This is a genomic window from Sorangium sp. So ce406 (assembly GCF_051474675.1).
Classification (GTDB): Bacteria; Myxococcota_A; Polyangia; order Polyangiales; family Polyangiaceae; genus Sorangium; species Sorangium cellulosum_G.
The window spans coordinates 919,625-941,092 of sequence record NZ_CP150340.1; the positions used below are offsets into that span (position 1 = coordinate 919,625).

Consider the following 21,468-nt stretch of genomic DNA (forward strand, 5'->3'; position numbering starts at 1 on the left):
GAGCGCAAGGGTTTGATGGCACCATGGGAATGAAAGTCCGATGATCGCGGATCCTGCGCCGACCCTGACCCACCTGGCGGGACAGTGGCTGGGACCATTCCAGCTCGTGCAGCTGCTCGGGATCGGCGCGATGGGCGCCGTGTACCTCGCCAGGGACAGCGTCCTCCAGCGCGACGTCGCCGTGAAGCTGATCGCGAAGGGGAGCGCGGACACCGACCCCGAGCGGCGCGACCGCTTTCTGCGCGAGGCGCGCGCGGCGGCGCGCCTGCTCCACCCGAACGTGGTGCAGATCTTCCAGGTCGGCGAGGACGAGGACGTCCGCTACATCGCCATGGAGTACGTCCACGGCCTGACCATGGCCCAGGCGGCCAAGCAGCACGGCGGCCGCCTGCCGGAGCAGTTCGGGATCGAGAAGATGCGCGAGGCCGCGGCGGCGCTGGAGCTCGCGGCGTCGTTCGGCATCTCCCACCGCGACATCAAGCCCGCGAACCTCCTGCTCAACGCCTCGGGGACGCTCAAGATCGCCGACTTCGGCCTGGCGTCCCACCCGGGGACGGGGAGCGGCCCGCTCGGGAGCAGCGCCGCCGCCCGCACGCTGGAGGGCACCCCGTTCTACATGAGCCCGGAGCAGTGGACCGGGCAGGAGATCGCGCCCCCGTCCGACATCTACAGCCTCGGCTGCACCTTCTACCACCTGCTCGTGGGCAGGACGCCGTTCTCGGCGAGGGACCTCGCCGGCTGCTTCCAGGCGCACTGCCACTCGCCCGTCCCGGATCCGAAGCTGGCGATGCCGGACATCGATCCGCTCCTCGCGGAGCTCCTGCGCCGCTGCATGTCGAAGCGGCCCCAGGAGCGGCCGTCCGCCGCCCACATCGTGGCGTTCCTCGAGGACATGCTCATGCTCCGGCGCAGCAGCGTCCGGCCGCGGGAGCTGCCGGAGGCGCACCGACCGAGCCTGGGCTCCTCCACGATGGATCTCTCCGAGACGCGGATAAGCCACGTCTCGCTGCCGACCCGGAGCGCGGCCGCCACGCCGACGGGCACGATCCTGGTGAGCAGCTCGACCGCGATCGGGCACTTCACCGGCCAGTACAGCTACCGCAACCACTTCGGGCTGACCGGGTATCCGTTCAGCGACATCCGGCAGCCGAGCTTCTTCTGGGACGCGGGCCCGTATGCCTGGGTGCTCCGGACGCTGGCGTCGCAGATCGTGGCCGGGCAGCGCCCGGCGATCCTCGTGGGCGAGCCGGGGAGCGGCCGGACGTTCGTTTGCGAGATGATCAAGAACAAGGTGCCTCGCATCCAGGTCTCCTCGATCGAGCCGCAGCTCCTCTTCGGGACGCGGCCGCTCGTGGCGCTGTGCCGGCAGCTCGGGGTGGGGAACGTGTCGCCCACCATGACCCAGCAGCAGCTCCTCGACACGTTCCTCGGGCAGGTGCTCCAGCGCGCCGGGCTGGACGCGATCGCCGTCCTCGTCGTCGACGGCGTCGATCCGGACGACCACGATCTCCTGATGGAGCTCCATGACATCCTGCGCACCGCCCCCCCGGGCAGGCTGTCGATGATCCTGGTGGGCGCCCCCGATCTCCCGGCGACGCTCGCGTCGAACGGCGTGCCGCGCGAGCTCTACTCGGGCGCGCAATCTCTCCTGCTCCCCGGCATGACGCAGCAGGAGATGATCGAGTACATCGACTTCAGGATGCGTTCGGTCGGGGGGAGCGGGCGGGGGATCAACCTCGACATCGCGTCACAGCAGCTCCTGCACGCGAGGAGCGGCGGTAGCCCGAAGCGCATCAACATCTTCTGCCACAACGCGCTGACGATCGCCGCGATCCAGGGCGAGAGCGAGGTGAGCCTTTCATCCATCCGCCTCGGGATGAAGAGCAAGAGCTATCTCACCGCCGAGGCGGCCATGAACCTCATCCGCGGCTGAGCCACGCCCCTTCGCCAGCCGGTCTGTCGGGCAGGCGGTGAGCCCCGGGCACGCGCCCGGGGGCTCTCCTGCGCGCTCTCCTGCGCGGCGGCTCGCCGGTCGTCAGTCGGTCCACTGGTGCGTCTCTTCCGGCTTCCCGCCGAACGTGGCCATGGCGATGGTCCACGTGGGGGGGCGCCGGGCGCTGCGCGCGTACTCGCGCACGCCGCCGGCCCCGAAGAACGCCGTCATCGCGCGGTGGAGCTCCGGGTACTCCTTCACGAGGCCGGTGTGCACGGGCAGGAGGGTCTCGAGGGCGAAGGCCATGGCGACGTCGGCCAGGGTGTAGCGTCCCGGGGCGATCCAGTGCTCGGCGTCGGCGCGCGTCCGGACGAAATAGGCCTCCAGCCGGTCCAGCTTCTTCACGCTGGCGGCGCGGTGGTCGGCGCGGATCTCGTGGAAACGCGGGTTCCAGAAGAGCGCGCCGACATCCATGATCAGCTCGGACGCGGTCTCGACGACCTCGTCGATGCGCGCGGCCTCCTCGGGCGTGTCGCCGTCGAGCTTCAGCTTGCGCGCCAGGTAGCGGTTGATCGCCTGCGACTGGCAGAGGGTGAACTTCCCGTCATGCAGCACGGGGAGCTGCCCGAACGGCGTACAGTGCAGGAAGCGCTCCTGGGTGTCCGGCCGAACCCAGCTCTCCAGAGCCACGCGCTCGTCCTCGTAGGGCACGCCGCAGAGCTCCATCATGAGCCTGGCGATCTCCGCTCTCCCGCGCACTGCAAAGTAGATGAGCTTCATCCTCGTCCTCCGGTGGTCGCGCGGACTCTACAGCAACTCGCCTCCATGTCCAACCGACGATCCTCCTGGCGGACCTGGCGCGTTGGCGGTTCTTCTGCTGTTCCGGGGCGACTTCCCGCAGCAGTGCTAGAGCGCCGACCAGCTTGAAACACCCAGGAATGAAGAGATTTGAACCACAGAGGCACAGAGGGCACAGAGGAACAACAAAAAACTCTGTGCCCTCTGTGCCTCTGTGGTTCGTCTTCTCGGGGTTTCAGCCTGTCTGATGCCCTAGCTGTCGTTTCCTGCTGGCGAGGGCGCGCGCTGCGGAGCGGCGGGGGCGGGGGCGCGCTTGACCATCGAGGCGAGCACCTCCTCGTCCGTCATCGGCGCGCGGGGGACGTTCAGCGCGCGTCCGATGCGTGCTCTCGAGTGCTTGTCGTTGACGATACACCTGCCGCGCGTGTAGGCGCTGAGCCGGTCGCGCGCGTCCTGCTTGCGGCACGCCCCGAACGATCTCCTGATCAGCGCGAGCCCGGCGCGGAAGCATTTCTCGCGGTCCCCGACGAGATCCTCGTGCGACCACCCCTCCCGGGTCTTGCCGGCGCCGACGCGCACCTGGAGCAGGCAGGAGTCGACCCCCGAGCCGCGCGAGAGCTTGCCGAGGCCGAGATCGACGTCGCGCCGGTAGCCGCTCTCGTAATAGGCGATCGACAGGAGCAGCGCCATCGTCTCTGCTCGCCCGCGCGGGCCGCCGAAGAGCGGCTTCGACTCGGGATCATACGCCACCTTCGCCGCCGCGCTCGCGATCTCCTGATAGCGCGCGCGGCCGGCTTCGGGCGTCTCGATCGCGTCCTTGATTAGGCTCGTTCCGGGCGGGGCCCATGTAACCATGATGCCGACAGCCCACGCGATGAGTGAATCCATGGCTTATGGAAGGTCCCGGTCTCTCCCTGCGTCAAGCGATTCAGACAGCTTGACTGGATTATCGTCGTGCATTGTGCGATGTGCGCACGCCCAGCGTGCATTATAACGTCCTCGTCAAACTGCCAATCGTGCGGACGATGGTACGCGGTGCGCAATCATTTTCGCACTCGAGTTCGCGCTCGAGTCGTCTCGCGCGCTCTTTGCGAGGGATCGCACATGGATTCATTGCCTCGGGGCTCCCGGGGCGACTCGCGGTCATCGAGCCCGGGGCGGAGGTCGCTGCGCGCTCCGGGCGGGCGGGCCGCCCCGGCGCCGCGCTCATCACGCCTTCTCGGCGGCGTCTTCCTCGGTGGTCGCGCGCGTGTCCTCGAGCCGGTCCACCTCGCGCAGCTCGGGGAACAGCCACCCCCAGAGCAGCACGACGGCCATCGTCCCCAGGCCGCCGATGACCACGGTAGGGACCGTCCCGACGAGCCTTGCGAGGGTGCCTGACTCGAGCTCTCCGAGCTCGTTCGAGGCGCCGACGAAGACCATGTTGACGGCGCTCACGCGGCCGCGCATCTCGGGCGGGGTGGCGAGCTGCTCCAGGGTCATTCGCACGACGACGCTCACCATGTCGGTCGCGCCGATGACGGTGAGCGCGATGAGCGAGAGCGGGAAGCTGTGGGAGAGGCCGAACACGACCGTGGCGAGCCCGAACAGCCCGACGCAGAAGAGCATCTTCCGCCCGGCGCGGCGCCGGATCGGCCGGAACGCGAGGAGCACGGCCATGAGCCCCGCCCCCGCGGCGGGCGCGGCGCGCAGCAGGCCGAACCCCTGCGGGCCGACGCGCAGCACGTCGGTCGCGTAGACGGGCAGCAGGGCGACCGCGCCGCCCAGGAAGACGGCCACGAAATCGAGCGAGATGGACGCGAGGAGGATCTTCTTCCGGTAGACGTAGCGCAGCCCGGCGAGCGCCGTGGAGAGCGACGGCGGCCGCTTCTCCATGCGGCCGGTGCGCGCCTGCACGGCCAGGAGGCTGGCGCACGCGGCGGCGAGCGCGAGGCTCGCGGCCAGGTAGACGGGCGCGGGCGCCCGCCAGACGCCGTAGAGCAGCCCGCCCAGGCTCGGCCCGCCGATCGCCCCGACCTGCCAGAGCGTCGACTGCCACGTCGCCGCGTTCTGGAAGTGCGCCGCCGGCACGAGCGCGGGCAGGAGCGACGAGCCCGCGGGCCCCTGGAAGGCGCGCACCGTGCCGAGGAGCACGAGGACGGCATAGATGGCCGTCAGGTCCGGGGTCGGCGAGCGCGCGAGGAGGAAGAGCGCCAGCGCCGCGAGGGACGAGGTGAGATAGCAAATGGCGAGGATCCCGCGCCGATCGAAGCGATCGGCCGTGTGCCCCGCGGCGAGGGACAGCCCCGCGATCGGGAGGAACTGCGCGAGCCCCACGTAGCCGAGCGCGAGCGGATCGCGCGTGAGGTCGTAGACCTGGAACCCCACCGCGACCGACTGCATCTGGTACGCCGTCGTGGCGAGCAGGCGGGCCGCTGCGTAGACGCGAAAGTCGCGGGACTTGAAGGCGACGATGGGCGACGACGGTTCCAGAGCGCTGGGGGCGTTCACCATGAACAAGTCCGGGGACCGTTCATGGCGCATTCCAGCGCGGGCCGCCAGGGACACAGTTTCATCTGGTGTGTTTGAAATCAGTGGGACTGTTTCGATCCATGGGAAGCGCGTTTCGCGGCAACCGGTGCTTCCGAGCCGTGATGTTTGCGCGGCCTCGCGCAGAATGCTGGCGCGCCGGCCCGCTCTCGTGGTAAGCGGCGGCCCCACATGATGCCCCTTGGAAGCGACACCACTCCGGGACGAGCGCGCGAGCTCGCCGAGCAGGCGCGGCGCGCCTGGACGATGTTCGGAGCCCGCTCCCGCCGCGGGCGTGACGGTCGGCGCGACGACGACGACGATGACGACGATCTGCCGCGGCCGAGCGCGATCGTGACGCTGTTTCCGCTGCTGGGACTCGGCACCTCGCCGCTCCTCGCCTGAGCCGCGCCCCGCGCGGGGCGGAGCTCGCGTCTCGGTTCCTCGCTGTTCCTCTTCGGTTCCTCGGCTCAGGGGACCGGCGTCACCGCGAGCGCCCCGTCGCTCCACCCCACGACCCGGTCCGCCGTCGCGACCTTCGCCCAGCCGAACTCCCGGAGCAGCTCCGGCGGCGTGCACGGCTCCGGCCGATCCCGCAGGCCGACGCAGCACGCGAGCGCCCCGCAGAGCGCCTCCGCGCTCCGGGTGAGCGCCGCCCCGCGCGCCGCCCCGTGCGTCTTCGCGAGCTTGCCGCCGCGCTCTTCCAGGAGGAGCAGGTGGTGCCGGTAGACCGGCGCAGGCAGCCCGAGCAGCGCCTGGAGCGCCGCCTGCGTCGCGGTGCTCGGCGCGATGTCGCGCCCCCGGACGACGCGCGTGACGCCGGCCGCGCCGTCGTCGACCACGACCGCGAGCTGGTACGAGAACGCCCCGTCGCGCCGGCGCACCACGGGGTCGCCCATCGCGAGCGCCGGATCCTGCGAGAGGTCGAGCCCGCCCTCGTCCACGGGCCGGAACACGCCGCCGGGCAGCCGCGCCCGGATCGGCTCGACGCTCGCGCGCCACCCGCCGGGCGGCAGCGCGCGGCCGCGGCCGCGGTTGTCGTACGCCCAGCCGCCGTCGGGCGCGCGCCGGCCGATCGCGCGCACCTCCTCGCGCGTCGCGGCGCAAGGGTATAGCGCGCCGAGCGCCTCCAGCCGGTCCATGGCCGCCTCGTGGTGCGCCCGCCGGGCGTGCTGCTCGACGCGCTCGTCGAAATCGAGCCCCAGCCACGCGAGATCCTCCTCGATGGCGCGCGCGAACTCGGGCCGGCAACGGTCGGGGTCGAGGTCCTCCAGCCGCAGGACGAGCCGCGCGCCGCGCGACCGCGCGTCGAGCCAGCAGAGCAGCGCCGCGGCCAGCGTGCCGAGGTGGGCAGGCCCCGTGGTCGAGGGCGCGAACCGGCACACCTCGGTCATCGCGCCTCCTGCCGCCGCTCCGGCGGGCCGGGAAGCCGCCGCGGCCAACGCCGTGGGCGCGTGACCCCCGGGCCCGTCACGCCGCGCCCCGGCTCAGAGGAAGCGCGCGATGCGCGCCCGCACGCGCGGCTCACCGAGCACCGCCATGACCTCGGTCAGATCGGGGCTGTTGCGCGTCCCGCAGACAGCGACCCGGAGCAGCATCGAGACGTCGCCGACATGGCCCTTGAAGGCCTCGGGAGACGCCTTGTACTGCTTCACCTCGCCGGCGTAGCCGGAGGCCACGGCGACCTGCCGGATCTTCTCGAACCACGCCTCCTTCGCGTCGGCCGGATCGAAGGTGTCCAGCATCTGCCGGAGCAGCGGCTTGCGGTCGCCCTCGGGGACGTTCTCGGGGAAATCGAACGTCTCGACGCGGCCGTAGAGCTCGTCGAAGAAGAAGAAGAGCTGGGGGCGCAGGTCGGGCCACGTGACGATGCGCTTGTTCGACTTCTTGCCGCCTCGCTCGATGCCGAGCGCGCGCTTCGTGTACTCCGGATCTCGCTCCATCAGCGCGGCGAGCTCGGCGTCGTACACCCTCGCCCACTCGAGGCCCTGGGCGTAGACGTCCTCGGCGCTCATCCGGCTCACGACCGCCTGGCTGACGCTCTTCAGCTTGACCAGGTCGCTCAGGGCGCCGCCGGGGGCGAGCTTGTTCAGCTTGAGGGGGAAGGCGGTATAGGGCTTGTCGGGGTTCGCCTTGCGCCAGTCCTCGAACGCGGAGTTGGCGATGTTGAGCAGGTACTCGATCGTGGCCGTCTCCGGGACGCCGATCTCCCGGTAATACTCGATGTTCGCCTCGGGGTCCTTGCGCTTGCTCAGCTTGCGCCGCGCGTCCGAGACCTTCGTCTCGCCCGTCTCCGGGTCCGCCTCCTCCACGCGGTCGATCTTCTGGATCGGCGGGACGTGGGCGTACTCGACCGGCCTGAAGCCGAGCACGCGGAAGAGCTGCAGGTGGAGGGGCATCGACGAGATCCACTCGTCGCCGCGGATGACGTGCGTCGTCCGCATCAGGTGATCGTCGACGGCGTGGGCGAAGTGGTAGGTCGGGATGCCGTCCGACTTGAGGAGGATGGTGTCGAGATCGTTGACGGGCATCGAGATGACGCCCTTCACGCCGTCCTTCCACTCGACCCGGCCGGAGACGTCGTCCGGGGCGCGCAGCCGGAGCACGAACGGGGTGCCGCCCGCGAGCGCCTCCTTCACCCGGGCGAGCGGCGCGTCGCGCCACTTCGCCCAGCGGCCGTAGTAACCGGTCTTGATCGCGACTGCCCTCTGGTCCTGTACACCCTTCTCCTGGAGCGCCTTCTGCTCCTGGACGGCCTTCTTCTGGAGCGCCTCCTGCTCCTGCCGGATGGCGTCGAGCTCCTCGACCGTGCAGAAGCAGGGGTAGGCGAAGCCGCGGCGGATGAGGTCGATCGCGTAATCCCGGTAGATGGCGACCCGCTCCGTCTGGATATAAGGGCCGTAGTCGCCCTGCTGCACGAACTCGCCCCGCGACCCGTCTCCGCGCTCTCCACCCTTCGCCGGGGCGCGGAGCACGCCCTCGTGCGGGGAGAGGTCGTAGCGAGCGAGCGAGTCGACGATGGTGTCGATCGCGCCGGGGATGGCGCGCTTCACGTCGGTGTCCTCGAGGCGGAGGAAGAAGACGCCCTCGCTCTGGACGGAGAGCCGCTTGTTGATGAGCGACACGAAGACGCCGCCGATGTGCATGAACCCGGTGGGGCTCGGCGCGAACCGGGTGACCATCGCGCCCTTGGGCAGCGCGCGCCGGGGATAGCGCGCCTCGTACTCCTCGGGCCGCCTGGCGGACGCGGCGGCGTCGCCGAACAGGAGGCGCACGAGCTCGTCGCGGTCCTCTCCGGGCCCCGGTTCGCGGACGGTGACGGGAAGAAGCGTCGTCTCGGTCGAGGCCTGCTTGTCCATGAGGGCGCGTCGCTCCTGGTCTGACATCGGGCGGGGGCGCAGCCATTGCACGCCCGCCTGGCCTTGTCAATCATGGCCTCGGGCGCGGGCCGGGCGCCTCGCCTCGCCGCGCTGACGCCGCGCTGACGCCGCGCTACTGCGGTGTCTTCTCGCCGATGAGCCAATAGGTCTTCATCGCGCCCTTGCCCTTGATCGCCACGAGGCCTCGCTCCTCGAGGACGAAGTCCCGCTCGAGCAGGGCATAGCTCGCCTCGCTCACCTGGATGCGCCCCGGCTCTCCGCTCGACTCCATGCGGCTCGCCACGTTCACCGCGTCGCCCCAGAGATCGTAGCTGAACTTCTTCTTGCCGATCACGCCGGCGATGACAGGCCCGGTGTTGATGCCGATCCTGAGCCGGAATGGCGCGCCGTCGTCGGCCAGGAACCGGCGCACGGTGTCCGTCATCGCGAGGGCCATCTGCGCGATCGCCCGCGCGTGGTCGGGGCGCTGCACCGGCAGCCCGCCGACGACCATGTAGGCGTCTCCGATGGTCTTGATCTTCTCGAGGCCGTGCTGCTCCGCGAGCTGATCGAACGACGAGAACATCCGGTTGAGCAGGCCGACGAGCTCCGTCGGGTTGAGCCGCGCGGCGAGCGGGGTGAAGTTCGCGATGTCCGCGAAGAGGATGGTGACGTCCTCGAAGTGCTCGGCGATGAGCCGCTCGTGCTCCTTGAGCTGCTCGGCGATCGACCTCGGCAGGATGTTGAGGAGGAGCCGGTCCGAGCGCTCGTGGGCCTGCTCCGCCGCCGCCTTCGCCTGCTCGAGCGCCGCCTTCTGCTGGCTCTGCCGGCGGGCGTTCGCCTCGAGCGCGGTGAGCATGCCGTTGATCGACCCGGTGAGGCGCGACAGCTCGTCGTTCCCCGGCATCGCGACCCGCGCGGAGAGGTCGCCGACCCCGCCGATCGCCGTGACCTCCCTGCTGAGGCGGGCGAGCCGGTAGAGGACCAGCTTCTCGAGGAGCAGCAGCGTGACGCCGCCGAAGACCAGGCCGACGAGCACCGTCACGAGCACGAGATAGCGCAGCGTGTCGTTGCCCATCCTGAGGATCGCCCGGTCGTTGTCGACGCGCACGATCAACGCCGGCTGGCCGTCGAGATCGTCAAGGAGGGTATAGCCGGCGATCCGGTCCTCGCTGAGGGGCCGGACGACCGTGGGATCGCTGCCGGACAGGGCGGCGCGCGCCTCGCGGAAGTCGGCGGGCAGGTCGGGGTCGTCGAGGCGGCGCACGGCGAGCGAGAGTCCGGCCGGCTCGGCGAGCCGCTGGATCTCGGCGTCGGTCAGGAAGCGACCGAACGTGACCGTGCCGGCGACCGGCCCGCGCCCGGCGCTGCCGACGCTCGGCTGGGAGCAGAGGAGCATCGGCCCGTCCGGCAGGAGGACGATGCCGCCTCGGACGGCGCTGGTCGGCGCGTCCCGGGCGAACAGGAGATCGCCGATGCGGAGGCGCTCGGCGATACCCCGTGGGACCGGCGCCCAGCGCTTCTGGGCGTGATCGTACCCCGTGCTGTAGACGGGCGTTCCGTCCGCGTCCGCGAAGATGGCGAGGTCGAGCCGGGTGATGTCGAAGAGCTCGGCGACGAGGTTCGAGCGGACGAAGTCCCGATTACCGTCCTGCACGAACGCGTACGCGTCGTCCCACTGGCTCCAGTCGGTCCAGCGGGCGTTGAAGTCGCGGCTGGCCTGGTGGAAGAGGTTGAGCGCGACCTGCGCGGTGCGGCGCGTGTCCTGGGCCTCGGCGGCCATCGAGTTGGCGAGGAGCGCCCGCGAGGACACGCCGTACAGGGCAAAGCTGAGCCCGAGCAGCGTGGCGGCGATCGCCAGCAGCGTCTTCGCGCGCAGCGAGAGCAGGGCGTCGAGGGCGGGCTTGAGCGTCAGCGACGGCGAGCCTATCGGAATGCCGGACGGCGCGGAAGCGCCGGAGCGGGCTGGTGCGGCGGGCGAGACGACGCGCGGCGGGCGGGGCGGCGACGCGGTGCAGGATGGGCCGCGGCAGGGCCGGTGCTCGCTGGACGGGCTGACGTGAGCCTGGAGGCGAGACGGCATGTCGATCGCCGGGAGCGGGGAGGTACCGAGTTCCAGGCGTGTGTCGATGACGTTGCCGTCGGTCGCGCTGGGCAGCGCTGTGTCCGGTCGCTGCCTCGGAAATCCAGGCTTATCGTAATGGGCAAAACTCGGCTGGCCTGGGCATTACGTGGTCGTGATGTAGATCGCCACGACATCTCACGCCGGCCACGTGGCTTCCTTGGACCGCTCTCTCGAGACCAGATAGAATCCTCTCAATGCACACGCCCGGACGGCACCTCCTCGTTCCCGCGCTCCTGCTCACGCTCGCTGCGTGCGCCAACGGCACCGACGATCTGCTGCCCGGGTACGAGGAGCAGGCCGGCGGAGGACGAAGCGGCGGCGGGGGAGAGGGGGGCGCCGGAGGGAGGGACGCATCGGCGAGCTCGAGCTCCAGCGCGAGCTCGAGTTCCAGCTCGAGCGTGAGCTCCGCCGCGGCCGGGGGCGCCGGGGGTGAGGGTGGCGAGGACGGGGGCGGCGAAGGCCTTGGCGGCGAGGGCGGCGGCGGGGGAGCGGTGGCCGAATGCGACTATGCAGCGCCGAACACCTGCGCTGGCGCAGAGGATCTCGGTTCGGTCTCGGGCGACGAGGGCGCCGATTCGTGGACGGTGACGGGAACCACGTCGGAGTGGTTCAAGATCAAGGTCGTCGATGACGAACAGATACTATTTTTCCCCGGCACCGAGAGCTTCAGGGCAACGCTCACCTCCCCGCCGGGGATGAACTTCGACCTCATCGTCTACCGAGGTATGCTCGGAGTCGATGCACCGGACTGCTTCGTGTCCGGTGTGAGAGCGCAAGGTACACCCGAGTCGTTCATGACCATCTGGGAAGATGTGGGGGGTGCGGAAGACCGCACCTGGTTCGTCCTCGAGGTGCGTCACGTGGAGGGCACCGCGTGCGGCGAGGACGCGAGGTGGGAGCTGAAGGTCGAAGGCAACGCAGACGGGGACGACTAAGCCTTGGAGGGCCACGTCAGCCCGTCCGATTGAAATCGGATGGCCTTGAGCGACGTGCTCAGGGTGATATCCGTGCCAACACCACGCTGAGATTGTCCATCATCAGCGGTGGATCCGCCAGGTCGATCGCGCCGTCGCTTATGCCCGTTACGACGATCTCGCGCGTCTGCTCATGGACGGCTGCGGCGGTCGCTGTCTGGGTCGCCGCGGCGCTGCCATAGCGATGACTCCACCGGTGAGCTCCCGAAGCGTCGAACTTCGCGACGAACCAGTCGTAGTCGCTGGACGTGAGCTCCCCGCCGCCGAAATCCACCTTTCCACGGAACCCCCCCGCGAAGACGAGCGCGCTCTCGCTGTCGAGCGCGACGCCCCAAATTGGTTCGCCGCCTACTTGCGAGCTCGCATCTCCGAGCTGCTTCGACCACGAGTGGGTGCCGGTCGACGACAGGCGCACGACGAACAGATCGTTGTCGTCTGCCCCGGTTGTCCTGCGTGTCACGTGCACCGAATCGTTCGTGCCCTGGAAGGTGACCGCACCGGAGAAGCTCCCGGCAATGCCGGAGTTCCCCTCAGCGTCAACGTCGACGCCGGCGATATCGACCGTGCTGCCGTCGCCGTGGCGGAAAACCGTATTCCATAGCAGCATCCCCTCTGCGTCGAACATGGCCACCCAACCGGATTGTCCCATCCAGGCGGACCCTTGGGTGTGACCAGTACCGAAGTCGACCGAGTTCTCGAACGTGCCGGCGACCACAGCACGGCCCATCGCATCGACCCCGACGCCTTTCGCGCCTTGGTAGCCCGCGGGGTCGCCCGTGCGGTCCCCGATCCGGACGCTATAGACATGGCCGCCGTCCTCACCGCTCAATCGCACCAGGAAGGCGTCTCCGGACGAGCCCTCCGCGTTCTCGAGCGTCGAGCCCCCGAAGTTCACGGTCCTGCTGAACATCCCGGTAATCACGGCGTCGCCGTCCGACGTCACGGCGATGTCGATCGGCGTGAGCTGGCCTTCCGGATCGCCGAACTGCCTGCTCCACACGTGTCCTCCCTTCGCGTCGAGCTTGGCGACCAGCATGTCGGTGGTCCCGCTGGCCGGGAGATCGTCGCCGCCGAGGTTCACGGTTCCCGTGTATTTGGTCGCGAATAGCACGTTGCTCTCGGCATCCAGCGCCACGGCAGCAGCGCTGTCCCCGCTGAGCGGCAGCGCGATGCTGTACACATAGTTCCCCTCGCCGTCGAACACGGCGAGGAACGCGCCACCACGAGGATGCTCCGGCAGGGCGGTGGTGGCGTCCGGCCCGAAGTTGAGCGTGCCCCTGTAGAGACCTGCCACCGCGATGCGATCGCCCCTTGGGCTGATCGCCACCGATGTCGCCAATCGGAAGGGCCCCGCGCTGGACATCCTCGCCCACAGAACGTCGCTGCAGCCCACGCCGTCGCAGTCCTCGTCGCCCCTCTCGTTGCAGTCCTCCTCCCCCGGGAGCACCTGCTCCTCGCAGGCCCCCCACGTCCCGTCTCCGCCGCAGGTCTGCGTGCCGGGCGCGCAGAGGCCGACGCCTTCGGTCTCGCTCTCGCCCTCGTAACACGGCCGCGTGTCCCCCCGCTCGCAAGGGGCCGCGTCGCCGCCTCCGGTCCCCCCGGAGCCTGTGGGCCGGGCGTCGGTGAACTCGTCGAGGCCGAGCAGCGTGCCGCAGCCGGAGACGAGCAGCGCAGGGATGGCGATGGATGGGATGGATCGGAGTGGGTGACGCAGGAGAGGCACGCGGCAACGGTAGCCGATGCCGCCCCCTCCAGCCCAGAGGGCTCGTCGATCGCGCGTCAGGCACCGCGCGCTGCGCCGGGCCCCTCCGGAGGGCCGTCGGTCGCCCGCGACGCGGTGCCTCGGTGTTTGGCCCGCCACATCAGCCCGCGCTGATCGGGATCTGACGGGGCTTGAGCGAGGCGCTCTTCGGCAGGTGGATCCGCAGGACGCCGGCCTGGAGCTCCGCGGAGATCTTGTCCGAGTCGATGCCCTGCGGGACAACGAAGCTCCGACGAAAGTCAGGCAGGTTGTCCGCGCTCTGCTCGCGCTCGGCCGCATCGGCGCGCCGGCCCTCGAAGCTCAGCTCACCCTTCTCCAGCCGGATCGCCAGGCGATCCTGCGTCACACCCGGGAGATCCGCCACGACCAGGAGCTCCTCGGCGTTCTCGTAAATGTCGACCGCCGGGGGCACCGCAGGGCGCTGCTGGATCTTCTCAGGGTTGCTCTCTGCACGGTTGGTCAAGTTGCGATCGGTGCTCATCTTCATCGCTCCTTCCTCGGTACACTCCAGATCCGCTTCTCGCGGTATCGCTCTGCTTCTCTTCTTCTCTCCTTCGACTCCGTCGAACCCTCGACCCCTCAGCGAGCGGTCACCGTGATCTGCCGCGGCTGCGCCTCGGCGGCCTTGCTCAGCGTGAGCGTCAGCACGCCATTCTTGAGGACCGCAGAGGTCTTCTCGGGGTCGACCTTGCTCGGCAACGTGAAGCTCCGGCTGAAGCGCACCGCGCCCCGCTCCTTGCGGTGAACGAGGTAACCCTCCGGCGCGTCCGACCTGCGCTCGCCGCTCACGGTCAGGACGTCCTGGTTGAGCGAGATCTGGACATCCTTCTCCGTCAGGCCAGGGAGATCGGCCTTGACGACAAGGGCGCTGCCCGTGTCGTACAGGTGAATCCGCGGGCCAGGCGTGTACCGGGGCGACTGGTCGAACTCGCCGCGGAGCGACGCGCGCGGGGCGTCGTAGTCCTCGAACACCCGGTCCATGCGCCGGCGAAGCTCATCCATCATGGCGAACGTGCGATCGAAATCCGTGTAACGGTTCAGCATGGCGACTCCTCCGTGACCCCCGCGCGCGGCGCGCGCCGGGGCCTCGCCCACGGCGCCGTCACCCTGCTCGCGACGGCCGATTTGTTGTAGCGTTACGGGACCTTGGCTCCGAGAGCCGGTCTCTTCGCACCGCCCAATCTTTGCACGGCGCCCGGGGTGTCAAGAGCCGGGCCAGCCGCTCTCCCCCCCGTGGCAGACCGGCCGGAAACAGCCCCCGGAACGCCGCCAAGGAAGCCCCGACGACCTCATCCGGACGACCCCCGAGGACACCTCGAGAGCTCCAGCGACACCCCCGGCGACGAGAGCGCCCAACGAGCTCTACAGCCGCGCCCGCCGGATGGTACGATCCACATTGAACAACCCTGGGATGATTTTCTGAAAAATGGTACAAACCATGGACATGAAGAACCGTCCGTCCTTCTCCGGCCGCTCGTGGCCCGCCCGCCTCCTCTCGGCCGCCTCCGCCGCAGCGCTGTCCCTGGCGCTGATCTCGGGGGCCGCGCTGGCGCTGCCGTCCGAGGGCGACCGGGCGCCGAACGCGCGCCTCGAGGACGCCGACGGCCGCGAGCTCCAGCTCAAGACGCTGCGGGGCAAGCCGATCCTCATCGTGTACGAGGACAAGGACTCGGCGACGCAGAACCAGGCGTTCAAGGACGCGCTCGCCAAGCTCGCGAAGGGCGACCGCTACCGCAAGACCATCGCCCTCGCGGCGGTCGCCGACGTGAGCTCGTACGACTTCTGGCCGGTGAAGGGGTTCGTGAAGGACGCCATCCGCGAGGAGTCGAGGAAGGTCGGCGCGACCATCTACTGCGACTGGGACGGCGCCTTCCGCCAGGCCTACCGGCTCCGCCGCGGCATCAGCAACGTCATCCTCGTCGGCAAGAACGGCCAGGTGCTCTTCGCGGCCGAGGGCAAGCTCAAGCCCGAGGCGCAGAGCCGGGTGCTCGAGCTGCTCCGCAAGGAAGTCGAGGGCTGACCGCGACGCGCGCGGCCTGACGGCGCCGGGCGCGGGTGACCGCGGGCGCGCGCGGTCGACGCCACACGCGCCCGCGGCCACGCGCGCCCGCGGCCACGCGCGCCCTCGCTCAGCTCGCGTCCTTGCGGCGCCGGCGCGAGAGCAGCGCGGACTCGACCTGCGCGCGCACCTCGGAGACGTCGGTGGACGCCACCAGGCCGCCGCGCGCCTCGATGAACGGCCGGAGCGCCTCCGCGCCCGCGCCGCCCACGATCCACGCGGCGTCCCGGCACGCGTCCGCGTACGCGTCGACCAGCTCGCGCGCGGTCGGCGGCGACGGCGGGATCGCCACCGTCAGCGCGACGATGTCCGGCGAGAGCGACTCGACCGCGCGCGCGATCGCGGCGGGCGGGGTCCGCGGGCCGAGCACGACCGAGCGGAAACCCCACGCGCAGAAGCGCAGGCCGATGCCGAACAGCCCGAGCACGTGATCCTCGTCGGCGAAGGCGGCGAGCAGGACCCGCCGCCCGCTCTCGCCCGGCTGCGCCAGCCGCAGCAGGTGCAGCAGCGTGGCGCCGAGCACCTGCGACGCGAGGTGCTCCTGCGCGACCGTGATCTTCCCCTCGTGCCAGAGATCGCCGATGCGCTCGAGCGCCGGGCCGAGCGTGCGCTCGAAGATCGTCACCGCAGGGCCCAGCGAGAGCGCGCGGTTCACCTCGGCCTCGAGGCCGTCCGGATCGAACCGGAGCGCGGCGTCGACGATGCGCTCGCTCGCGCCCGCGAAGGCGTCGCCCCCGTTCGTGTACACCGGCGGCTGAGGCGCCGCCGTCTCGATCACCATGCGCGCCGCCTCGGCGGCCGCCATGCCGCCGTTCACGTAGTCGCGCATCTTCTTGATCAGCGCGACGTCCTCCTCGCTGTAGAGGCGGTACGCCGACGCCGTGCGCGCCGGGGACGGCACGCCGTAACGGCGCTCCCACGCGCGCAGCGTCGCCGACGACACGCCACACATCTTCGAGACGGCATGGATTCTGTAGCGGCTCAACTGGACAACCTTGGTAGAGGTCGCCGAACCCCAACCGACCCCGCCGGCTCGAAGCGCCGAACCGACGGGCAGCGAGGCCCAGGTAGACCAGCTTGGGATGACATTTTCGCCTTTGTCAAAGGCTGGGACAAACATTATACTCGGCGCCATGCAGAACACCAGCGCTTCTTCGGCGCATCCAGAGCGGCCCGGATCTCCGGCGGGAGGCGACGGGGCCGGTTCCCTGCCCGCGCCCGCGCGGCGGGCGGCGGGCGGTCGCCAGGGGAGGCCGCGCGCCGTCGTGATCGGCAGCGGCTTCGGGGGGCTCGCGGCGGCCGTGCGGCTCGGGGTGCGGGGCTACGAGGTCACCGTCGTCGAGAAGCTCGATGAGCCGGGCGGGCGCGCGTACGTGCACCGCCAGGACGGCTTCACCTTCGACGCGGGGCCGACCGTGATCACGGCGCCGTTCCTCTTCGAGGAGCTCTGGCAGCTCTGCGGGCGCAGCCTGGCCGACGACATCGACCTGCGGCCGGTGACGCCGTTCTACCGGATCCGCTTCCACGACGGCGCGACCTTCGACTACACGGGGGACGCCGCCGCGATGCGCGCCGAGGTCGCGCGCCTGTCACCCGGCGACGTCGAGGGCTACGAGCGCTTCGTCAAGACGAGCGAGGCGATCTTCCGCGTGGGGTTCGAGGAGCTCGCGCACGTGCCGTTCGGGTCGTGGACGGACATGGCGCGCATCGTGCCGGACATGGTGCGGCTCGAGAGCTACCGGACCGTGTACGGGCTCGTCGCGAAGCACGTGAAGGACGACCGCCTGCGCCAGGTGCTGAGCTTCCACCCGCTGCTCGTGGGCGGGAACCCGTTCTCGACCACCTCGATCTACAGCCTGATCGCGTTCCTCGAGCGCAACTGGGGCGTGCACTTCCCGATCGGCGGCACGGGCGCCCTGGTGCGCGGGCTCGTGTCGCTCATCGAGGGGCTCGGGGGATCGGTCCGGTGCGGCGCCGAGGTGCGGCGCATCGCCGTCGAGGGCGGCCGCGCCCGCGGCGTGGAGCTCGCGTCGGGGGAGCGGCTCGCGGCGGACGTCGTCGTGTCGAACGCGGACTCGGCGTGGACGTACCGGCACCTCGTGCCGCCGGAGGCGCGCAAGCGCTGGACCGACAGGCGCATCGAGCGGCAGCGCTACTCGATGAGCCTCTTCGTGTGGTACTTCGGGACGCGCCGTCAGTACCCGGACGTCGCGCACCACACGATCCTCCTCGGCCCGCGGTACAAGGCGCTGCTCGAGGACATCTTCCAGAGGCACGTGCTCGCGGACGACTTCAGCCTGTACCTGCACCGCCCGACCGCGACCGATCCGGCCCTCGCGCCGCCCGGCTGCGACGCGTTCTACGTGCTGTCGCCGGTGCCGAACCTGCTCAGCGGCACGGACTGGCCCGCGACCCAGGAGCGCTACCGGCGCTCGATCTCGGCGCTGCTCGAGGCGACGCTCCTGCCGGGGCTCGAGGGCGCGCTGGCGAGCTCGCGGCTGCTCACGCCGCAGGACTTCCAGGACCGGCTGCTGTCGTTCCGCGGCGCGGCGTTCGGGCCGGAGCCGGTGCTCACGCAGAGCGCCTTCTTCCGGCCGCACAACGCGAGCGAGGACGTCGAGCACCTCTACCTCGTGGGGGCCGGGACGCACCCGGGGGCCGGTCTGCCCGGCGTGCTCTCGTCGGCCCGCGTGCTGGATCAGGTGGTCCCGGATGCATCGAAGTTCCTCTGAGGTGTCGGCGGCGGACATCGCCGCGTGCAAGGCGCTGCTGCGCAAGGGGTCGAAGAGCTTCGCCGCCGCGGCGCTCCTCCTGCCGGCGCGCGTGCGGGAGCCGGCGTCGGCGTTCTACGCGTTCTGCCGGGTCGCCGACGACGCGGTCGACGAGCTCGGCGAGCACGCCCCGCCGGCCGCGGCCGCGGCGGCGGTCGCGGCGCTGCGCGAGCGGCTCGCGCGCGCGGCGGCGGGCACCCCGGACGACAGCCCCGTCGACCGCGCGCTCGCGCACGTCATGGCGGAGCACGCGCTGCCGCGCGCGTTCATCGAGGCGCTGCTCGAGGGGTTCGCGTGGGACGCAGAGGGGCGCCGCTACGAGACGCTCGCGGAGCTGAACGCCTACGCGGCGCGCGTCGCGGGCGCGGTGGGCGCGACGATGTCGGCGCTCATGGGCGCGCGAGGGCCCGAGGCGCTCGCGCGGGCGTGCGACCTGGGCGTCGCCATGCAGCTCACGAACATCGCGCGCGACATCGGGGAGGACGCGCGGCGCGGGCGGGTCTACCTGCCGCTCGCGTGGATGCGCGAGGCGGGGATCGATCCGGACCGCTGGCTCGAGCGGCCGGTGTTCGACGACCGGCTGGGGCGGATCGTGGCGCGGCTACTCGCCGAGGCGGAGGTGCTCTACCGCCGCGCGGGCGCCGGCATCCCGATGCTGCCGCGCGACTGCCGCGCCGCGATCCAGGCGGCGCGGCTCATCTATGCGGACATCGGGCGCATGATCGCGCGCCGCGGCTTCGACTCCGTGTCGACGCGCGCGGTGGTGTCGCCCGGCCGCAAGGCGTGGCTCGTGCTGCGAGCGCTCGTCGGCAGGCCCGCGGCGCCGGCGGAGGAGCGCGAGCACGGCGCGGCGCCGCCGCTCGACGAGGTCCGCTTCCTCCTGGAGGCGGCGCGATGAGGGCCGGGGCCGTCAGCCCGCAGGCCGCCTCGGCGCGGGAGCTCGACGCGGCGCGGGCGCGCGTGCGCGAGGCGGGCGGCGAGGCGCTGCTCGCGCGGCTGGAGCACCTCGACGCGGCGCGGGCCGCGCCGCCCGGGCCGAGCGCGCCGCCGCAGGGCGCGGCGGCGCGGGCGCCCGATCGCGGCGCGGCCGTCGACCACGACGTGGTGATCGCGGGCGGCGGGCTGTCGCTGCTGCTCGCGCCGCTGCTCGCGTCGGCGGGGCTGCGGGTCGCTGTGCTCGACAGGGCGCGGATCGGCGCGGCGCACCGCGAGTGGAACGCCGGGACGGCCGAGGTGGACGCGCTGTCGGCGTCGGGGCTCTTCGCGCGGGACGAGGTCGAGCGGCTCGTCGTCGCCCGCTATACCGAGGGGCTGTGCCGCTGGCACGGCGGCGGGACGTACCCGGTGCGCGGCGTGCTCGATCACGCGCTCGACGCGGGCGCGCTGCTCGCGGCGGCGCGGGCCCGGGCCGAGGCGCTCGGGGTCGCGCTGCTCGACGGGCACGCGCTCGTCGGGCACGCGGAGGGGCCGGACGCGGTCGGGCTCGCCGTGGCCGAGGCGCGGCCGGGCGCCGCGCCGCGCGCGCTGTCCGCGCGGATCCTCGTCGACGCGCGGGGCGCGGCGAGCCCGTACGCGACAGCGGACCTCGTCTGCCCCACGGTCGGCGGCGTGCTCACGGGGCTCGAGGAGGGCGACGGCGAGCGGCAGATCCGGCCGGACGTGGGCGAGATCCTCGCGACCACGGAGGACGTCGAGGAGGGCAGGCAGCACCTCTGGGAGGCGTTCCCGGGGCGGCGGGGCGAGACGACGGTCTACCTCTTCTATTACGCGCGCTCCGGGGACGTCGGGCCGGGCGCGCTCCTGTCGCTCTACGCGCGGTTCTTCCGGCTGCTCTCGCGGTACAAGGAGGGGGACGCGCGGCTCGTCCGGCCGACGTTCGGGTTCATCCCGGGCTGGTCGCGGCTGTCGGCGGCGCCGCGCGCGCCGGGGCGGCGGGTGCGGCTCGTGGGGGACGCGGCGGCGCGGCACTCGCCGCTGACGTTCTGCGGCTTCGGCGCGAGCGTGCGCGAGCTCGCGGCGACGGCCGCGGACCTGGCGCGGGCGGTGGAGGACCCGGGCGCGCCGAGCGCGGCGCACGACGCGCCGGTGCACTCGGGTACGGGCGCGCTCGCGGCGCTCATGGCGAGGCCCGCGGGCGGGGCGAGGGCAGGGGAGATGAACGCGCTGCTCAACACGGCGTTCGCCGTGCTCCACGCGATGGGCAACGACGCCTACGCGGCGCTGCTGCGCGACGAGATGCAGCCGGCCGATTTCGTGAGGTTCCTGAGGGAGACGGCGGCGCGGCGGCCCGAGGTGTACCGCGAGGTCGTGAGCGCGCTGCCGCTCCGGGCCATCGGCCGCTGGGGAGCGGGGCTCGCGCGGGAGCTCTACCGGGCCCGCTGACCCGGGTGACAGGTGGGGGTGGCCGCGACGGTCTCGAGCGACGAATAGGTGGTTCAAGGGGGAACTCAACGCAAAGGTGCAAAGGCGCAAAGACGCAAAAAAGAAGAGAAAGGAAATAGGTTTTCCTTTTCTTCTCGTGAAGAGAAAGGGATGAGGTTTCCCCTTTTCTTCCTTGCGCCTTTGCGCCTTTGCGCCTTTGCGCCTTTGCGCCTTTGCGTTGAATTCTTCTTCTCAGGCGTTGCCAATCCGGATGTCGCTCTTGGCGCCCGTGGTGTCCACAGCGTTCGCAGTGCGCGTGGCGTGCCCGCCCGCCGCTGCCCGGCGCGCGAGGACGAGGGGGCCGAGGAACAGGCCGTACGGCGGGCCGCCGGTGCTGTGGTGGACGCGGTGCGTGTCGCGGACGCGCGCGAGGTAGGGGATGCGCGCGAGGCCCGAGACCGGGAGCCGCCGGTGGACGAGCCCGTCGTGGACGAGGACGTAGGCGACGCCGAAGGCGGTCATGCCGAGGCCGAAGCCGAAGGCGGCCTCGCGCAGCGGGCCCGGCGCGCCCATGCAGCCGTACAGGATGAGCCCGGTGGCGACCGGGGCGTGGAGGAACGAGAGCGCGTCGTTCCGCTCGAACAGCCCGCGCCGCTTCGCGTGGTGGGAGCGGTGGACGCTCCAGAGGGCGTGGTGCCAGACCTTGCCGTGGAGGAAAGCGGCCCACCCCTCCATGGCAGCGAAGGCGGCGAGGGCCGTGACGATCCAGATGGCGAGCGAAAGCGTCATCGCGCGGTCTCCTCAAGAAGCGAAAACGC

Annotated in this window: 18 protein-coding genes; 7 read left to right on the forward strand and 11 right to left on the reverse strand. The window is 71.2% G+C overall.

The features are described 5' to 3' along the window. The first annotated feature begins 40 nt into the window (after positions 1 to 40). Positions 41 to 1,933 (forward strand): protein kinase domain-containing protein, encoded by a 1,893-nt coding sequence (locus WME96_RS03435; protein ID WP_437288748.1) that lies wholly within the window; start codon positions 41 to 43, stop codon positions 1,931 to 1,933. 102 nt (positions 1,934 to 2,035) lie between these two features. On the opposite strand, the gene WME96_RS03440 is transcribed toward WME96_RS03435, so the two are convergent. The 3 genes from WME96_RS03440 to WME96_RS03450 form a co-directional block, all read right to left on the reverse strand. After that, positions 2,036 to 2,713 (reverse strand): glutathione S-transferase family protein, encoded by a 678-nt coding sequence (locus WME96_RS03440; RefSeq protein WP_437288749.1) that lies wholly within the window; start codon positions 2,711 to 2,713, stop codon positions 2,036 to 2,038. A gap of 270 nt (positions 2,714 to 2,983) precedes the next feature. Next, positions 2,984 to 3,619: a hypothetical protein gene (locus WME96_RS03445; RefSeq protein ID WP_437288750.1), complete on the reverse strand. Its 636-nt coding sequence runs from the start codon at positions 3,617 to 3,619 to the stop codon at positions 2,984 to 2,986. A gap of 321 nt (positions 3,620 to 3,940) precedes the next feature. Beyond that, positions 3,941 to 5,224, reverse strand: a complete 1,284-nt coding sequence (locus tag WME96_RS03450; protein ID WP_437288751.1) for an MFS transporter — start codon at positions 5,222 to 5,224, stop codon at positions 3,941 to 3,943. Between the two features lie 207 nt (positions 5,225 to 5,431). Here WME96_RS03450 and WME96_RS03455 point away from each other — a divergent pair, with 207 nt between their 5' ends. Beyond that, on the forward strand, positions 5,432 to 5,644 hold the full coding sequence (locus WME96_RS03455) for a hypothetical protein (protein ID WP_437288752.1): 213 nt from the start codon (positions 5,432 to 5,434) through the stop codon (positions 5,642 to 5,644). 65 nt (positions 5,645 to 5,709) lie between these two features. On the opposite strand, the gene WME96_RS03460 is transcribed toward WME96_RS03455, so the two are convergent. From WME96_RS03460 to WME96_RS03470, 3 genes are all read right to left on the reverse strand, one after another. Then, the gene (locus WME96_RS03460; RefSeq protein WP_437288753.1) at positions 5,710 to 6,633 is read right to left on the reverse strand and encodes a glutamate--tRNA ligase family protein; all 924 of its coding nucleotides are present in this window, start codon (positions 6,631 to 6,633) and stop codon (positions 5,710 to 5,712) included. Between the two features lie 93 nt (positions 6,634 to 6,726). Continuing rightward, complete coding sequence (locus tag WME96_RS03465) at positions 6,727 to 8,598, reverse strand: glutamate--tRNA ligase (RefSeq protein WP_437288754.1); 1,872 nt, start codon at positions 8,596 to 8,598, stop codon at positions 6,727 to 6,729. A 133-nt stretch (positions 8,599 to 8,731) separates the two neighbouring features. Further along, positions 8,732 to 10,681: an adenylate/guanylate cyclase domain-containing protein gene (locus WME96_RS03470; RefSeq protein ID WP_437288755.1), complete on the reverse strand. Its 1,950-nt coding sequence runs from the start codon at positions 10,679 to 10,681 to the stop codon at positions 8,732 to 8,734. A gap of 236 nt (positions 10,682 to 10,917) precedes the next feature. Here WME96_RS03470 and WME96_RS03475 point away from each other — a divergent pair, with 236 nt between their 5' ends. Beyond that, positions 10,918 to 11,658 carry a hypothetical protein gene (locus WME96_RS03475; RefSeq protein ID WP_437288756.1) on the forward strand — a complete coding sequence of 247 codons (741 nt, stop codon included), beginning with the start codon at positions 10,918 to 10,920 and terminating at the stop codon, positions 11,656 to 11,658. A gap of 58 nt (positions 11,659 to 11,716) precedes the next feature. Here WME96_RS03475 and WME96_RS03480 read toward each other — a convergent pair whose 3' ends face one another. The 3 genes from WME96_RS03480 to WME96_RS03490 form a co-directional block, all read right to left on the reverse strand. Continuing rightward, on the reverse strand, positions 11,717 to 13,420 hold the full coding sequence (locus WME96_RS03480) for a hypothetical protein (protein WP_437288757.1): 1,704 nt from the start codon (positions 13,418 to 13,420) through the stop codon (positions 11,717 to 11,719). A gap of 139 nt (positions 13,421 to 13,559) precedes the next feature. Next, positions 13,560 to 13,946, reverse strand: a complete 387-nt coding sequence (locus tag WME96_RS03485) for an Hsp20/alpha crystallin family protein (protein ID WP_437288758.1) — start codon at positions 13,944 to 13,946, stop codon at positions 13,560 to 13,562. A gap of 92 nt (positions 13,947 to 14,038) precedes the next feature. Continuing rightward, positions 14,039 to 14,503, reverse strand: a complete 465-nt coding sequence (locus WME96_RS03490; RefSeq protein ID WP_437288759.1) for an Hsp20/alpha crystallin family protein — start codon at positions 14,501 to 14,503, stop codon at positions 14,039 to 14,041. A gap of 400 nt (positions 14,504 to 14,903) precedes the next feature. Between WME96_RS03490 and WME96_RS03495 the strand changes: the two genes are divergently transcribed. After that, a complete protein-coding gene (locus tag WME96_RS03495) occupies positions 14,904 to 15,479 on the forward strand; it encodes a YtfJ family protein (RefSeq protein ID WP_437288760.1) in 576 nt (191 codons plus the stop codon). Between the two features lie 109 nt (positions 15,480 to 15,588). Here WME96_RS03495 and WME96_RS03500 read toward each other — a convergent pair whose 3' ends face one another. Next, the gene (locus WME96_RS03500; protein WP_437288761.1) at positions 15,589 to 16,503 is read right to left on the reverse strand and encodes a MerR family transcriptional regulator; all 915 of its coding nucleotides are present in this window, start codon (positions 16,501 to 16,503) and stop codon (positions 15,589 to 15,591) included. A gap of 148 nt (positions 16,504 to 16,651) precedes the next feature. On the opposite strand from WME96_RS03500, the gene WME96_RS03505 reads away from it, so the two are divergent. Genes WME96_RS03505 through WME96_RS03515 form a run of 3 tightly spaced genes read left to right on the forward strand, consistent with a single transcriptional unit; the run spans position 16,652 to position 20,671 of the window. Continuing rightward, positions 16,652 to 18,250: a phytoene desaturase gene (locus tag WME96_RS03505; protein ID WP_437288762.1), complete on the forward strand. Its 1,599-nt coding sequence runs from the start codon at positions 16,652 to 16,654 to the stop codon at positions 18,248 to 18,250. A 1-nt stretch (position 18,251) separates the two neighbouring features. Next, the gene (locus WME96_RS03510) at positions 18,252 to 19,187 is read left to right on the forward strand and encodes a phytoene/squalene synthase family protein (RefSeq protein ID WP_437288763.1); all 936 of its coding nucleotides are present in this window, start codon (positions 18,252 to 18,254) and stop codon (positions 19,185 to 19,187) included. Next, positions 19,184 to 20,671, forward strand: a complete 1,488-nt coding sequence (locus tag WME96_RS03515; protein ID WP_437288764.1) for a lycopene cyclase — start codon at positions 19,184 to 19,186, stop codon at positions 20,669 to 20,671. The genes WME96_RS03510 and WME96_RS03515 overlap by 4 nt, the downstream gene beginning before the upstream one ends. A gap of 231 nt (positions 20,672 to 20,902) precedes the next feature. On the opposite strand, the gene WME96_RS03520 is transcribed toward WME96_RS03515, so the two are convergent. Then, entirely contained in the window at positions 20,903 to 21,439 is a 537-nt protein-coding gene (locus tag WME96_RS03520; protein WP_437288765.1) for a beta-carotene hydroxylase, read from the reverse strand. Positions 21,440 to 21,468: the final 29 nt, after the last annotated feature.